The 15,126-nt window shown below is 60.7% G+C and carries 15 protein-coding genes; 7 read left to right on the forward strand and 8 right to left on the reverse strand.

Translation table 11 applies throughout. The features are described 5' to 3' along the window. Positions 1-115: 115 nt before the first annotated feature. The 5 genes from AC13RC_RS20390 to AC13RC_RS20410 all read right to left on the reverse strand — a co-directional run bounded on the left by AC13RC_RS20390 (position 116) and on the right by AC13RC_RS20410 (position 4,257). Positions 116-718: a DsbA family protein gene (locus AC13RC_RS20390; RefSeq protein ID WP_113352282.1), complete on the reverse strand. Its 603-nt coding sequence runs from the start codon at positions 716-718 to the stop codon at positions 116-118. Beyond that, positions 702-1,298, reverse strand: coding sequence for a TetR/AcrR family transcriptional regulator (locus tag AC13RC_RS20395; RefSeq protein ID WP_113352281.1), 597 nt, complete (start codon positions 1,296-1,298; stop codon positions 702-704). Before AC13RC_RS20395 ends, AC13RC_RS20390 begins: the two co-directional genes overlap by 17 nt. Positions 1,299-1,492: 194 nt before the next feature. Next, the gene (locus AC13RC_RS20400; RefSeq protein WP_488558343.1) at positions 1,493-2,359 is read right to left on the reverse strand and encodes an IS5 family transposase; all 867 of its coding nucleotides are present in this window, start codon (positions 2,357-2,359) and stop codon (positions 1,493-1,495) included. 189 nt (positions 2,360-2,548) lie between these two features. Continuing rightward, complete coding sequence (locus AC13RC_RS20405) at positions 2,549-3,349, reverse strand: BtpA/SgcQ family protein (protein ID WP_113352280.1); 801 nt, start codon at positions 3,347-3,349, stop codon at positions 2,549-2,551. Positions 3,350-3,402: 53 nt separating this feature from the next. Then, positions 3,403-4,257, reverse strand: a complete 855-nt coding sequence (locus AC13RC_RS20410) for a DeoR/GlpR family DNA-binding transcription regulator (protein WP_113352279.1) — start codon at positions 4,255-4,257, stop codon at positions 3,403-3,405. A gap of 150 nt (positions 4,258-4,407) precedes the next feature. On the opposite strand from AC13RC_RS20410, the gene AC13RC_RS20415 reads away from it, so the two are divergent. Genes AC13RC_RS20415 through atzF form a run of 7 tightly spaced genes read left to right on the forward strand, consistent with a single transcriptional unit; the run spans position 4,408 to position 11,682 of the window. Continuing rightward, positions 4,408-5,223, forward strand: coding sequence for an SDR family NAD(P)-dependent oxidoreductase (locus AC13RC_RS20415; protein WP_113352278.1), 816 nt, complete (start codon positions 4,408-4,410; stop codon positions 5,221-5,223). Positions 5,224-5,265: 42 nt separating this feature from the next. Then, positions 5,266-6,429 (forward strand): ABC transporter ATP-binding protein, encoded by a 1,164-nt coding sequence (locus AC13RC_RS20420; protein ID WP_113352277.1) that lies wholly within the window; start codon positions 5,266-5,268, stop codon positions 6,427-6,429. A gap of 14 nt (positions 6,430-6,443) precedes the next feature. Then, on the forward strand, positions 6,444-7,925 hold the full coding sequence (locus AC13RC_RS20425; RefSeq protein WP_113352276.1) for an FGGY family carbohydrate kinase: 1,482 nt from the start codon (positions 6,444-6,446) through the stop codon (positions 7,923-7,925). Positions 7,926-7,927: 2 nt separating this feature from the next. Then, positions 7,928-8,539 carry an HAD family hydrolase gene (locus AC13RC_RS20430; protein ID WP_113352275.1) on the forward strand — a complete coding sequence of 204 codons (612 nt, stop codon included), beginning with the start codon at positions 7,928-7,930 and terminating at the stop codon, positions 8,537-8,539. Beyond that, positions 8,536-9,207 (forward strand): cysteine hydrolase family protein, encoded by a 672-nt coding sequence (locus AC13RC_RS20435; protein WP_113352274.1) that lies wholly within the window; start codon positions 8,536-8,538, stop codon positions 9,205-9,207. The genes AC13RC_RS20430 and AC13RC_RS20435 overlap by 4 nt, the downstream gene beginning before the upstream one ends. Next, positions 9,200-9,832 (forward strand): cysteine hydrolase family protein, encoded by a 633-nt coding sequence (locus AC13RC_RS20440; protein ID WP_113352273.1) that lies wholly within the window; start codon positions 9,200-9,202, stop codon positions 9,830-9,832. Before AC13RC_RS20435 ends, AC13RC_RS20440 begins: the two co-directional genes overlap by 8 nt. A gap of 11 nt (positions 9,833-9,843) precedes the next feature. Further along, entirely contained in the window at positions 9,844-11,682 is a 1,839-nt protein-coding gene (gene atzF, locus AC13RC_RS20445; RefSeq protein ID WP_113352272.1) for an allophanate hydrolase, read from the forward strand. Between the two features lie 134 nt (positions 11,683-11,816). Here the strand turns inward: atzF and AC13RC_RS20450 are convergent, their stop codons facing one another. From AC13RC_RS20450 to AC13RC_RS20460, 3 genes are all read right to left on the reverse strand, one after another. Further along, on the reverse strand, positions 11,817-12,638 hold the full coding sequence (locus AC13RC_RS20450; protein ID WP_113352271.1) for a carbohydrate ABC transporter permease: 822 nt from the start codon (positions 12,636-12,638) through the stop codon (positions 11,817-11,819). Continuing rightward, positions 12,635-13,579 carry a carbohydrate ABC transporter permease gene (locus AC13RC_RS20455; RefSeq protein WP_113352320.1) on the reverse strand — a complete coding sequence of 315 codons (945 nt, stop codon included), beginning with the start codon at positions 13,577-13,579 and terminating at the stop codon, positions 12,635-12,637. Before AC13RC_RS20455 ends, AC13RC_RS20450 begins: the two co-directional genes overlap by 4 nt. 171 nt (positions 13,580-13,750) lie before the next feature. Continuing rightward, positions 13,751-15,025 carry an ABC transporter substrate-binding protein gene (locus tag AC13RC_RS20460; protein WP_488558344.1) on the reverse strand — a complete coding sequence of 425 codons (1,275 nt, stop codon included), beginning with the start codon at positions 15,023-15,025 and terminating at the stop codon, positions 13,751-13,753. Positions 15,026-15,126 lie beyond the last annotated feature (101 nt).

A 15,126-nucleotide genomic window follows, 5' to 3' on the forward strand; every position in this document is an offset into this window, starting at 1 on the left:
GATGCCCATCTTTCACGTCCTTTTCCGTGCTGACCGTGACAGCCGGAATCGCGCTATGCCGTCACGATCAGGCATCGATGCGGGTTGGCCGGTACCAAGTCTCACAGACGCGCCGTCAGACGGCGATCTTCTCGCCATTCAGGTGGCGCTCAAGGAAGGGCAGGCTATCCTGCCCCCAGTAGAGCTCATTTTCGTAGCGAAACGTCGGAAGACCGAAGACGCCGGCGGCTTTGGCCATCTCGATGTTGGATCGCCAGATCGACTGGATGGCCTCGGTCTTCGCGCGTTCTTCCAGCTTCGCACCGTTGAAGCCGACGGAACTGGCGATCGCCTGACGCACCTCGCTCCGGCCGATATCCGCCGCTTCGGCCCAGAATGCCGTCTGTAGCGCGCGGGTTAGTTTTAGCCAATCCAAACGATCCGCGATGGCCGCAATGACCATGAAACCCGCGGGAGTCGGGTCCGAAAGGGCGGCGCGATTTTCGAAATTGAGCGTCTTGCCGCGCAAAGCCGCCCAGCGTTTCAGGTCTTTCATCCAGTAGGCGCGCCGAACCTCGGGCCTGTTGCGGGAATAGATACCGCCGTTCTCTTCGATTACGGAAATGACGTGCGGGCGGATCAACATGTCGTGCGCTTGCGCAAGATCTGTAAACGCATCGAGGCCGATGAAGGACCAGGGCGAGCCGATGCCGAAGAAATAGTCAATTACCTTTGTCATGCTGTGCCTTTTCAGCCTTTTTGATCGAAGAAACCGCGACGTCAAATACAAAAAGCGCGCAGTCTCTGGCGGTCAGAACAGCCTGGGGATCGCGGCCGACGGCGACTGTCGCGAGTGCTCCTTCGTAGAGAAAGCAAAGATGGGCAGCCGGCTGGATTGCTTCTACGCCTGCTCTCGCCATGAGCGAGGCAAACAAATGCCTCACCGTTGCTTTGTGGTTGCGCGCGACAGCAGCGACGCGTTCTGAATCGCCATGCTCGGCGACCGCAAGCGCAAATGCGCACCCTCGAAATTCAGGGCTATCTGCTTTTTCATGCAGACGCTCGAAGATCAGGTTGAGCTGATCTCGCGGATTTGCTGCCTCGGCGAAGACGGCGTCCAAAGAGCGGATTACCCGCTCATGGCGATCCTTAAGATAGGCCGCGACGAGATGATCCTTGGATGGAAAATGCCGGTAGAGCGTTGCCTTGGCGACCTTGGTCTCATCGATGATGCGATCGATGCCCACAGCGCGGATACCCTCTCGATAGAAAAGCGCGCCGGCAGACGCAAGAATGTGATCTGAAATGGAGGCTTTCATGGAATTGCTACGGGGCCTTCTCGAAACAGCGCGCTGACATGCGAGTGCAGCGAGGGAGATTTCTATGCCCTCCGACCATTAAGAGAAAGACAGGTCATTCCGCTTGGATGGGTCGCTGGAAATATTTTTGCTCCGACACATGGCGTTGGTGCATGGCTCAAGGAGTGGCCGGATTCCAGTCCATGATCCCGTGGCTATGTCGTAGGCGGCTTGCACCGGACAGATTTCGGGCGTTCGGATGCCAGCATCCGGTTAAGCACGGTGCAGCCAATGGCGACTTCCGTCTGCTGCGTGCGGAAGGATCGTGGCCGCAGTCGATGCCCGACAATCGCGGTCTCAACCAGCGAACGCTTGCCGTGGCAGGTCGCAGCTTGCCATTTCATCCGTCCGCCCGTGTTGATCGCCGCGATGTGCCGGTCTCGTTGACTGGCGGTTTCTGTATCGGAGCAGTTGATCGCATTGTTGCGCGGCGGAATGACGACGACAGCATCGGCGCCGTGCTTGATGACGTCGTTGTAGGTCGGCTTCCCACCATAGGCACCATCGGGCGTGATTTGGCGGATCGGAGTGTCGATTTGGCCGAGCAGCGGTTCGACTTGCGAGCCGTTGCCGGTGTCTTGGTCGGTCATGACGTGGGCGATGATCTCGCCGCTGTCGGCATCCAGTGCAAGGTGCAGTTTGCGCCAGGTCCGTCGGGAGTTGGTGTCGTGCTTTTCCTCCAGCCACTGGCCAGCGCCGTAGACCTCGGCCCCGGTGCTGTCAATGAGGACGTGAACGGGCTCATTTCTCGAAACCGCTCGGCTTTGCCGCCGATCAGACGATCGCCACAAACTTGCCCTCCGGCTCAGCGTGGCATGATGGGGAACGGCGAGATCTAGCCCCGTCAATTGCAGCACCGAAGTCAGCGAACCTTCCATCTGGCGCAGCCGCAAGCTGAATACGAGGGCCAAGGTCAGGGCAGTCTCAATCGGCAGGCACGAGTAGCGTGGCTGGCCGCCACGCATTGTTCTCTTCGGCGCCGGCCGGGATGACAGCGCCGCTGGCGTCATCCAAAGCGTCAGGCTGCCGCGCCGGCGTGGATCGGCCTCTTATTCCGACCAATTGGTCAACTTGAATTTCATCTTGCCAATATGGTGACGGCGGGCGGAATGGTGTTTGTAGGGCATGGACGAAAATCATGGCGTCCGTTGGCGATCCCGCCCGCCTATCGGCAAACCATTGGAATTTGATCCATGCACCAACGCTCATCGTCAGCGAATAGCGCTGACGATGTCCATGAAGCGCTTGACGCGGGCGGGCTCGACCTTGTTCCAAGTATTGCCCTCATATTTGAAATGCGTGCCGATGACGACGCCGCTGGCGCAGGAGAGGATGTCGGTGACATTGTCCTTGTTGACGCCTGTATTGGCGAAAACGGGAACATCCCTCACGGCTTCGCAGACCTTGCGCAAGCCGGACTGATCGACCGGCTGCCCGGTCAGCGGACCGGACACAAGGATGGCGTCGGCCAGCGATGAGAAGACCGCGCTCTTTGCGCGCAGTTCGATCGGGCGCTGGTCGAGCGAATGGGCGAATTCGGCATTGATGTTGAACAGCATCTTCATGTCGGTGCGGCCGAGCTTGGCGCGCAGCCGCGCCGGCGTCGCGCAATCCGGGGCCCAGATACCCATGTCGGAGGCGAAGACGCCGGTGAAGATCTCGCGCACGAAGCTTGCGCCGGTGGCGGCACCGATGGCGACGCTTGCCGTCGGATCCCAGAGATAATTGACGCCGAAGGGAATCTTGAGTTCCGCCTTCGCAGCCTGGACGATCGCCGTCATTGCAGCGATACCCTCCGGCGGTGCCTTCAACTCGTAAGGCCTGTCATTCTCGTTGCCAAACATGATGGCATCGACGCCGCCTTCCTGCAGCGCGCGAATATCTTCCATCACGTCGTCGATGAGTTTCGAGACGCCGCCTTTCGGATCATAATTCGGCGAACCGGGCAATGCGCCGATATGCGCCATGGCAATGATGACCTTCTTCTTGTCACCAAAAAATTCAAAAACCATCGAAAGCTCCGAAATTGGGCGTTAGGGAAAGCGGGTTTCACAAACCGGATGCTTCAGGAGGATGCGCCGGCGACCATCACTTCAACCCTGGCGGCTTCAAGCGCTTTTGCCAGTTCTGGCGGCGGCGATGCATTGGTGATCAGCATGTCGAATTGTGACAGCGGGGCGATATGAACGAGCGACATGCAATCGAATTTCGATGCGTCGCAGAGAACGACCTTCTTCGTCGAGCGGCGGAGATAGACGCGCTTCATCTCCGTATCATCGAAGGAATAATCATAAATACCGTCTGACGTCAGTCCGGAAACGCCGACAAAGGCGATGTCGAACCAAAGTGCTTCGAACTGGGAAATCGCCGTTGCATTGGAGATCGACAATTCATCGTTTCTCATGCGTCCGCCAGGCAAGTAGACTTCCGCCAGGCCTTCCCCAAGCTGGGTGGCGTTGCGCACGCTGTTGGTGAAAAACTTTACATGCTGCTGGCCGGCGAGCAACCGGGCAAGCAGGAATGTTGTCGTGCCGACATCCAGCGCGATGGTGCGAAGTCCTGAGGCGACCCGCGCTGCCGCTTCCGCAATCAGCCGTTTCGGCAATGCGTTCTTGGCAAGGCGAGCCTGAAAGGTCGGCTCGTTGAGGCGCGAGGTGGTTGCTGAAAGGCCGGGTTCGACAATTGTGGTAAGGTCGGTGCTGACTGCTCCGCCATGGGTGCGGGCAAGCCGTCCTTCCTTCTCCAGTTCCGTCAGGTCGCGCCGCACGGTCATTTCAGACACGCCGAGCTGTGCGGCAATTTCCGTTACGGATACGGCGCCCGTTTCGGCCAGCGCATCCAAAATGAAGGAACGGCGCGTGCGCGCGAGAACTTTCGTTTTTTCGACGGTCAGCGTTTCGGCGTCATGGCCTGTGATCATTGGTCTGTCTTTCATTTAGATAAGCTGAGCGGGTGTTTGCGTTCGCATGCTACCGAAGCTCAGCCTTCCCATTACATAACCAGTGCTTAGCTCAGAAAGCGAACAAATTCAAACATAAATTTCGATTGATTTGTAAGTTTTTGTTGTTATATGATCGCGGTGTTGTTTTGGTCGGAGATATGGCTCGTGGGACATCCGAAGTTTGCGGAACTCGACGGTTTGAAGGCGATCGTTACCGGCGGCGGCAATGGAATAGGCCGTGCAATCGCGCAGGCGCTGGCAAAACAGGGTGTCAAGATCACCATTTGCGACATCAATCTGGAGGCGGCGAACACAGTCGCACAATCGATTGCCGGCCATGCGCTGGAGATTGATGTTCGTTCGCGTTCCTCCGTGGAAAAGACGTTCGAACGAGCCGCGGATCTCATGGGCGGCTACGATATACTGATTGCCAATGCCGGGGTCTCTACGATGCAGCATGCGCTGGAGATCACCGACGAGGAGTGGGACTTCAACTTCGACGTCAACACGCGCGGCATCTTCCTGACGAACCAGATCGCTGCGCGCCGCTTCGTGTCGCAGGGCCAGGGTGTGATTGTCAACACGGCCTCGCTTGCCGCGAAGGTCGGCGCGCCGCTTCTGGCGCATTACTCTGCCAGCAAGTTCGCCGTTCTCGGCTGGACACAGGCGCTTGCCCGCGAACTGGCCTCGAAAGGCATCCGCGTCAATGCCGTCTGCCCGGGCTTCGTCAAGACCGGCATGCAGGAGCGCGAGATCGATTGGGAAGCCAAATTGCGCGGCGTCAGCCCCGAGCGCGTCGTTGAAGACTATATCGCCCAGACGCCGCTCGGGCGGCTGGAAACACCCGAAGATGTCGCCGATGTCGTCGTTTTCCTCTGCTCGAATTCCGCCCGTTTCATGACCGGTCAGGGCGTCAATGTCACCGGCGGCGTCTATATGACCTGACAGGCCAGCCGACCGCCCAAGCCGCATCATATCGGAGAGAGCATGGCATCCATCGTCTTTGAGGGAGTGGAAAAGCGTTATCCGGACGGATATGCGGCAATCCAGCACCTCGATCTCACCATCGAGGATGGTGAGTTTCTGGTTCTAGTCGGCCCAAGCGGCTGTGGTAAGTCGACCGCGCTGCGAATGATTGCGGGTCTCGAGGATATCACTTCGGGTCGCCTGTTGGTTGGCGATACGCTCGCCAACGGCCTTGCGCCCCGTGACCGCGACATCGCGATGGTCTTTCAATCCTACGCGCTTTATCCGCATATGACCGTTGCCGAGAATATCGGCTTCGGCCTTTCCGTGCGCGGCGTCGACAAGACGGAAATCGATCGCAAGGTCAGGGAAACGGCCAAGCTTCTCGAACTCGACGCCTATCTCGGCCGCAAGCCCGGGCAGCTTTCCGGCGGTCAGCGACAGCGCGTGGCGATGGGCCGGGCGCTGGTGCGCGCGCCCAAGGCGTTTCTGATGGACGAACCTTTGAGCAATCTCGACGCACGGCTGCGCGGCCAGATGCGGGCCGAAATCGCCCGGCTGCAGAAGTTGAGCGGCATTACCACCGTCTATGTCACGCATGACCAGATCGAGGCGATGACCATGGGTGACCGCGTCGCCGTGATGCGCGCCGGCGTTTTGCAGCAGCTCGGCACGCCGCGCGCGCTTTACGACACGCCCGCCAATCTCTTCGTTGCCGGTTTCATCGGCACGCCGTCGATGAACTTCCTGAAAGCCACGCTGGCGGGCAGTGAGGGCGGTCTGGCTGCTGCCGCCGGAGGGTTCACTCTGCCGGTGCCAGAGCCTGTCATTGCCGCGCGTCCGGCGCTTGCGCGTCATGTCGGCAAGGAGATCATTGTCGGCGTTCGGGCCGAGGCGTTGAGCACCGCGGATGCTGTTGATCCGAGTTTCGGGCGCATGGAAGGAACGGTTGCCTTCATGGAGGATTTCGGCGCCACGAAACTTATCCATCTCGAGATTGGCGGGGCCGGCAAGCTGGAGGAGGTGACGGCGGAGGCAGACGAAGTTTCGCTTTCCGGCCCTCGATTGCGTGCCTCCGTGCCGGCAACACTTCCGCTTCGCGTTGGCGAGACGATCGCCCTGTCGGTCAACCCGGCAGAACTGCATTTCTTCGACGCAGCGACTGAAAACGCGATCCGCGACTGAAAGGTTCTTTCGCCATGCCCGTGTTCATCGGCATCGATATCGGGACGACCTCGACGATCGCGGTAGCGATGTCGGAAACCGGAAAACCGTTGGCCTCGGCCTCGCGCCCCTCGCATTTGTCCTCGCCGCATCCCGGTTTTGCCGAGGCCGACCCTGGGCAATGGTGGGCGAACACGCAGGTCGTGGTGCGGGACATGATCACGCGCTTGCCTGAGGGATGCGAACTCGCCGGCGTCTGCGTCACCGGAATGTTGCCGGCTGTGGTGCTGCTCGATCGCCAGCGCCGCGTCCTGCGTGCGAGCATCCAGCAGAGCGATGCGCGTTGCGGGGCGGAAGTCGAAGCCATGAAAGCGGCGTTGGACGAGGCGCGCTTCCTCAGCCGCACCGGCCAGGGCCTGACCCAGCAATTGGTCGCCCCGAAACTGCAATGGCTCAAGGCGCATGAGCCGGATGTCTATGGCCGGATCGCCCATGTCCTCGGCTCCTATGATTTCATCAACATGCACCTGACCGGGCGCCTGACGGTCGAGCGCAACTGGGCGCTCGAAGCGGGATTCATCGATCTTGACGATCACCGGATTGCGGACGACCTCGTGGTGCTGTCGGGACTTCGCCCCGGCGCCCTGCCGGAGCTCGTCGCATCGCATGAGGTCATCGGCGCGGTGACGGCAGACGCGGCGCAACTGACCGGCCTGCCGGAAGGCCTGCCCGTCTTCGGCGGAGCCGCCGACCATATCGCCTCCGCGCTAGCGGCTGGCCTGACGCAGGCCGGCGATGTCCTCCTCAAATTTGGTGGGGCAGGCGATATCATCGCCATTGCCGGCAGGCCGGAGCCAGATCGTCAACTTTTTCTGGATTACCATCTCGTCCCCGGCCTTTATGCGCCGAACGGCTGCATGGCCTCCTCCGGCTCGCTTCTCAGATGGCTTGCCGCCCTCATCGGTGGCTCGGAAGGTGACGATGTTTTAAAGCAGCTCGACCAGGAAGCGGCGGCCGCGCCTGCCGGCGCGGACGGCGTGCGTGCACTGCCTTATTTTCTCGGCGAGAAGACGCCGATTCATGACCCGCTGGCGCGCGGTACGTTCACCGGCCTCAGTCTCGGTCATACGCGCGGCCATATATGGCGCGCGGCGTTGGAGGCGATTGCCTGCGGCTTCCGCCATCATCTCGATGTTCTTTCGGAAACGGGGCGCCCGGCAACACGGCTGATCGCCTCCGACGGGGGAAGCCGAAGCCGTATCTGGATGCAGATCGTCGCCGATATCTGCGGCCAGCCGATCCATGTCTTGTCGGATGCCTTCGGCTCGTCGATTGGTGCGGCCTGGGTGACGGCGGCCGGATCAGGCGTGGCGGCATGGGGGGATGTCGCGGCCTCCGTGCGTTTTGGCGCGGTGCTGCAGCCTTCGCCCGAAGGTGTCGCCGCCGGCGACCGGATCTATGCCGACTACCGCGATCTCTACCGGTCGCTGAAACCCTTCTTCGCGCGTGGAGACTAGCCATGATCAAGGCAATCGCCTGGGATGTCGACGGGACGCTGATCGACAGCGAACCGGTTCACCACAAGGCGCTAATGGCCGTTTCGGAGCGCTATGGCGTCAACATTGCTGCCGATGATACGCGTTTCATCGGGGTGGCGATGAGCGATGTCTGGACGACGCTCGCACCGCTCTATCCGCTGGGACTTGGCCCGGAGACTTGGATCGCCGAGATTGTCGAAGCCTATATTGAGCGGACCGCCGAATTGCAACCGATTGCTGGCGCGCGGGAGACGGTGCTTGCGCTAGCCGAGTCCGGGCTTGTTCAATGCGCGGTTTCCAATTCGTCTCGCCGCATCGTCGAGGCCAATCTTAAGGCTATGGGGCTCGACCGCGCGATGGCCTTTGCGATCGGGCGCGAGGATGTAGTGCACGGCAAGCCCGATCCCGAGCCCTATCGGCTTGCCAGCGGGCGTCTTGGCCTTGATGCTTCGCACATGCTGGCCGTCGAGGATAGCGTCGTGGGCGCGGCCTCGGCGCGGGCGGCGGGCATGCCGGTGCTGCGCTATGGCGCGGATTTCACCGACTTCGCGGCGATCCTCGACCTGGTTGAGGAGCGGAGGCTTCGCGCATGATGAATTTCTGGCCCTGTAATCCGCCTGAACGCGCCGCAAAGGCGGCGCTCGTCGTGATTGACATGCAGGTCGATTTCTGCGCGCCGGGCGGGTGGGTCGATCAGTTGGGCGAGGATGTCAACAATACGCGCTCCATCATCCCGGCCGTTGCCGAGGCCCTGACAATCGCGCGGGCCGCGGGCCTAGCCGTCTTCCACACCCGAGAGGGCCATAAGCCGGACCTGTCGGATCTACCGGCCAACAAGCAATGGCGCACCCGCATCCATGGGCTCGGCATCGGCGATGAAGGTGCTTCCGGGCGCATCCTCGTGCGCGGCGAACCCGGCTTCGAAATCGTTCCCGAGCTTGCGCCGCTCGCTGGCGAAATGGTGATCGACAAGCCGGGCAAGTCGGGTTTCCACGCGACCGATTTCGATGCGCGGCTGACGGCTCTAGGCATCACCCATCTCATCGTCATCGGCGTCACCTCCGATTGCTGTGTGCAATCGACCTTCAGAGACGGCTTCGAGCGCGGTTATGAATGCGTCATTCTCGAAGACTGCACGGCAGCGGTCGAAACGGCCAATCACGAAGCGACGATGGATATCTTGAAAGCCTTCGGCGGCCGCTGGGGGACAGTGTCCGATCTCGCGAGCTTCCGCGCCGCCGTGGAGGCGCTTCATGGCTGACAACTTCCCCGGCGTTGCCGCCGCCCCGTATTCCTGGCCCTTCGACGGGCAATGGAGCGCTGCCGACAGCGCGCTTCTCATCCTGGGGTTCCAGAACGGTACGATCGCCGCACTCGGTGCGGAGCCGGAGGCTGCTGTTGCGGCAAAGCTGATCGCATGCGCCCGGGAAGCCGGCCTGCCGGTGATTGCGAGCCGGCGCGGCCGCAGCGAGACGCTTTCCCCGGCTGCTGCCCGGCGCGCCGCCATGGGCGATCCCATCTTTGCGCCCGGGACGTCGGAATGGCAGCTTTCCGACATGCTCGGCCTGCAGGTGGAGGCTTTGATCTTCGACCATCCGGGCGACAATGCCTTCTATTCGACTGGGCTCGAAGCCTGGTTGCGGCGGCGCGGCATCCGCAATCTGGTGCTGGCGGGTGTTCCAACCGAGGGCCTGCTGCACGCGACCCAACGTGCTGCCAATGACATGGGCTTCGAATGCATCGCCGTTTCCGATGCGTGCAAGGGAACGACGGATGCACGTCATGCCGGGCAATTGCGCATCACCGTCTTCGGCAACGGGCTTTTTGGCACCGTGACGTGCTCGGATCAACTGCTCTCGGCGCTGAGGGCGCCCATCCCGACCTGAAGAGGATCGACATGTCTGATTTTCACTGGCCGGCCGAGACCGGCAGCCTCGACTTCCATACGCTGACAGCTGCCTATGCGTCCGGTCAACTCAAGCCTTCCACGGTCGTCAACGCCATCTATGACCGGATCGAGGCGCGGGGTGACGACCATGTATGGATCTATCTTGTCTCCCGCGCCGACGCACTGAGAGCGGCAGAGGAATTGGAGAATGCCGGCTATGACGGCCGTCCTCTCTGGGGGATTCCTTTTTCGATCAAGGATTGCAACGACGTTATCGGCCTGCCGACGACGAATGCGCTGAAAGAGGGGACCTATATAGCCGAAAGCACCGGTCAGGCCGTGACTCGCCTTTTCGACAATGGCGCGATCCTGATCGGCAAGACCAACATGGACCAGTTCGGCATCGGCCTTGTCGGCATGCGCACGCCGTATGGTGCGTGTTCGTCGGTGTTCAACGATGATTATATTTCCGGTGGTTCCAGTTCCGGTTCTGGTGTTTCCGTGGCGGCAGGGCTTTCCAGCTTCTCGATCGCCAATGACGCCGCCGGCTCCGGCCGCGTGCCGGCGGGCTTCAACAATATCGTCGGGATCAAGCCGACGCCGGGCATTGTCAGCAATGCCTGCGTATCGGGCGGCGGCTGCGTGAAGACGATCGAGACCGTGTCCGTCTTCGCGCTGACGGTGGAGGATGGCATGGCGGTCATGCGCGTCATCACCGGCTACGATCCGACCTATCCCTTTTCTAAGCCCGAGGCCGATCATGTCGCGCTCGACATGCGGCCGGCCCCGCCGAAGTTCCGCTTCGGCATTCCTGCCGGCGCGGCGCTTCGCTTCTTCGGCGATAGCGAGGCGGAGCGGCTGTTCCAGGAAGCCGTCAAGCGGCTGGATGCCATGGGTGGCGTGGCGGTCGAGGTCGATTTCGCCGCATTCGAGGAAACCCAGCGTATTCTCTACGAAGGCCCGTGGATTTCGGAGCGTGCGCTCAGCCTCGATAAGGTGCTGGCCCAGCATGGCGACGCGATCCATCCGGTGACAAAGAAGATTCTCGAAAACAGCGGGCAATATTCATCCGTTGATACGTTCCGCGCCATTCACCGCATCGCCGAGTTGAAATGCGCGACACGCCCGATCTGGGACGACATCGAAGTGCTTCTGGTGCCGACGACGCCGACGATCTATCGCAAAAGCGAGATTCTCGCCGATCCGATCGCGCTCAACGCGCGCCTCGGTATCTATACCAATTTTGTCAATCTGATGGGCCTTTGCGGGATCGCCGTGCCGAACGGTTTCCGCGCCGACGGGTTGCCCTCGGGCGTCACCTTCCTCGCTCCCGGCATGGCTGAAGCGAAAGCGGCGGCGATCGCGGCCGAATTCCATCGTCGCGCTGGCATCGGGCTCGGCATGAACCTCAATCCCTATCCGACCTATGGCGTACCAACGGAAATTCCGGCCGGTCACCGCGAGATTGCCGTTGTAGGCGCACATCTGTCCGGCATGCCGCTCAATCATGAACTGACGGAGCGCGGCGGCGTATTCCGTGGCCATACCCGCACGACAGGCGATTATCGGCTTTATGCGCTCACCGGCACGACACCGGCTAAGCCCGGTCTCGTTCGCGATCCGAACGCCAAGGGGCCGGGCATCGAGGTCGAGATCTGGTCACTGCCGCTTGCAGGCTTCGCCGATTTCGTCGAGCGCATTCCGCAACCGCTGGGGATCGGTAAGGTCGCGCTTGAGAGCGGTCGTCAGGTGTCCGGATTCCTTTGCGAGACCGTGGCGCTAAGCGGCGCGATCGACATTACCGCGCATGCCGGCTGGAAGAATTATCTGGCTTCGAAAGCGGCTTGAGAAAGGTGCTCGCTGGGAGCGTTTCCGTTGAAACCGAAATCACATGAAGCGCTCCGCACGTTTTGTTTGTCTTGCTCGAAATGCCAAAAGGCGCCCCGCGAGGGCATGCTTTTTAATCGTCGGGGTTTGTCCGCTCAGTTGATGCCTTTGGTCAGTCCCTGCACGAAATAGCGGTTGAGGACGAGGACGATGAGCACGATTGGCACGGTCGAGAAATGCGCCAGCGCTCCCAGCGTCCCCCAGGTGATATCCTTTGTGCCGTAGGCCGAAAGCAAGGCCACCGAGATCGGCTTGGAATCGAGCCGCGTCAGGAACATGGCGAAGAGGAAGTCGTTCCACGAGAAGAGCACGCAGAAAAGCGCCGAGGCGATGATGCCGGAACGCACCGCAGGCAAAGATACTTTCCAGAAGGCGCCGAACTGCCCGCAGCCATCCGTCAGCGCCGCTTCTTCCAGCTCCTTCGGCAGGCCGCGGAAATAGGAAAACATCATCCAGCTCACGAAGGCGGTGTTAAGCACGCAATTGATGAGGACGACGCTGAACCAGCTGCCGATAAGGCCGATATCGCGCATCAGCAGATAGAACGGGATAAGCGCCGCGACAGCGGGGACCATGCGGATCGTCATGAAGAAATAAGCAACGCCCATGGCGGCAGGATGTCTCGAGCGGGCGAGCGCATAGCCGGCCGGAACGCCGAGTATCAGCGAAAGCAGCATCGAGCCGCCTGCAATCAAGAGGCTGGAAGTGATGAGACTGCCCACATCGAAGATGCGCAGCGCATTGCGGAACTGGTCCAGCGTCGGCGTGAAGAAGAGACGTGGCGGAATGGAGAAGATCGCGTTCGACGGCTTATAGGCGGTCATGGCGAGCCACAGGAAGGGCAGCAGGAAGAAGGCGAGGGTCAGCAGCAGGAAGCCGCGCCGTGCCGTATCAAAGACTATGGGGCGTCGCGTCATCGGCCGTTGGCCTTCTTGTCGAAATGGCGGATCATGAGGATGAAGCAGGCGGCGATAATCGCTACGCAGAGAAGCGCGATGTTGGAAATCGCCGACGCCTTGCCGATGTTGAAGAAGCTCAGGCCCTCCTTCACCGCATAGACCATGAGTGTGTTGGTGGAATTGCCCGGTCCGCCACCGGTCGTCACGAACACGCTGTCAAAGACGCGGAAGGCGTCGATGGTGCGTAGCGTCAGTGCCAGCATGACGGCTGGGAGCATGAGCGGCAGGGTAATGGAGCGGAAAGTGCGCCAGGCGGTTGCGCCGTCGACGGCGGCGGCTTCGAGGAGGTCGCCGGGTAGCGCCTTTAGGCCGGCCAGCAGAATGAGCGCGACGAGCGGCGTCCATTCCCATATGTCGATGAAGATGAGCGTGGCCAGCGCGGTCGACGGCGTGGCGAAAAGGCCGCGCGGATCGGTAATGCCCCATTGGGCAAGATAATAGCCGACCATGCCGTAGTCGGCGAGCAGCAGGCCCTTGAAGATGAGGCCGACGACCAGCGGCGTGATGGTGACGGGAACAAGGATCAATGTCAGGCAGACGCGATTAAACCGGTCGTCGCGCCAGAGCGCCAGCGCGATGACAAAGCCGAAGATGAGTTCGATGGCGACGGAAAAGACGGTGAAGATCACCGTATTGGCGATGGCGCCGCGAAAATCGGCGTCTGCCAGCAGGTTGAAGTAATTGTCGATGCCGACGAAATGCGTCCGCGCCGGTTTCAGCAGATTGTATTCGTATAGGCTGTACCACATGCCTTTTACGAGCGGGAAGACGCCGAGCGCGATCACATAGGCGACGGCGGGGAGCGCCATGGCAAGCAGGAACAATTTTCGCCGCGTGGCAAAAGGGACAGGCGAGAAGCCCGTGGCCGCCTTGCTTTCAACGGAGCTGGTCAGGTTCATCGCGTAATTCGTCATCACCGAATGGCCGCTTGCTTCGCGTTTCGATCTGAGAGGAAAATGGGCCGGCGCGCAAACGGAATCTTGCTTTCAGCGTACCGCTGAAGCTCGCGCGACCAGCGCCCTCGAAAATGAAAGGCCCGCATCACGGTCTTTCGTGAAGCGGGCCTGTTCTTAGAACAGCTTGGCGGCTGCTTCCTGCGCCGCGTCAAGCGCGGCCTTGGGCTCGACCGTACCAACGAGGACGGAGTTGACTGCCGTGCCCAGGATGTCCTGGATTTCCGGATACTCCGGAATGCGCGGGCGATAGTCGCCGTCGCCGTTCTCGAAGACTTCGTTGAGGACAGGCAGGAATGGATACTTGGCGTTCAGCTCCTTGTCGGTAACCGTGCTCTTGCGGATGTAGCTGCCCGCACCGAGCATATTCATCTCCTTCTGGATCTTCGGACTGGTGACCCATTTGATGAAGGTCCAGGCGGCTTCTTTCTGCTTGTCCTTCGCATCGGCGTTGATGGCCATGCCCCAGCCGCCGATTCCGTAGATCTTCGGTAAACCCTTACCGCGCGGAGCAAGCGCGACATCGACCTTGCCGACCACCTTCGACGTCTTCGGATCGTAATAGCCGGGCGCGCCGACAGACCAAGTCTGCATCGTGGCGGCAATCCCTTGGCGGAAGCTTTCCTCGCGGCCGCCCCAGTCATAATCGGCGGCGCCGGGAGGAGCTGCCTTCTTGAAGAGATCGCGATAAACAGTCAGGCTCTTGATATTGGCTTCGGAATTGAGCGCCGGCTTGCCGTCCTTGTCGAGGATGGCGCCGCCCATTTCGGCGTTATATTGCATCCAGTCCTGAGCGACCGCCGGGCCTTTCTGGCCGTTGGCGACAAAGCCGTACTGCTTCTTGGCCGGGTTGGTCAGCTTATAGGCGGCGGCAACCAGATCTTCCATCGTTTCCGGCGCCTTCAGGCCGGCGGCATCGAAGAGATCCTTGCGATAGGCGAGAACGTTGGCATAGCCGGCAAAGGGATAGGCGACCTGCTTGCCTTTGTAGTTGCCGAGCGCTTCCATGAGCTTGGGATAGATATCGGCGGTATCGAGCTCCTTGGCATCGCGCTTCATCAGGTCGTTGAGATCAATCGTATAGCCATTGGCGGCGAACTGCCCTGCCCAGACGATGTCCATGGTGATCAGGTCATAGCCGGCGGTGTGGCCCACGAAATCGGCGGTCGTCTTCGTCAGCAGAGAGCCGTAATCCATGATGTCGACCTTGATCTCTGCGCCGGTCGCTTCCTTGAACTCGGGCGCGATCTGCGCCAGCACGGCCGAAAACTGGTCGTTCATGGATGCCAGATTGAGAGTGATGCCGGCCAGCGGCTTGTCGGCGGCCTGCGCCATGCCCGCTGTCAGGGCAAGGATGCAAACGGTAGCAAACTTCTGAAAATTCCCCTTCATGAATGTCATTAGTGTTCTCCTTTTCATGATTGATTGCCACTATACATCAAACAAAAACGCACTCAAGTACACTTGACAAAAAAGCAATAACGGCCCGAATA

The sequence above is a fragment of the Martinezella sp. CNPSo 3890 genome (assembly GCF_057784455.1).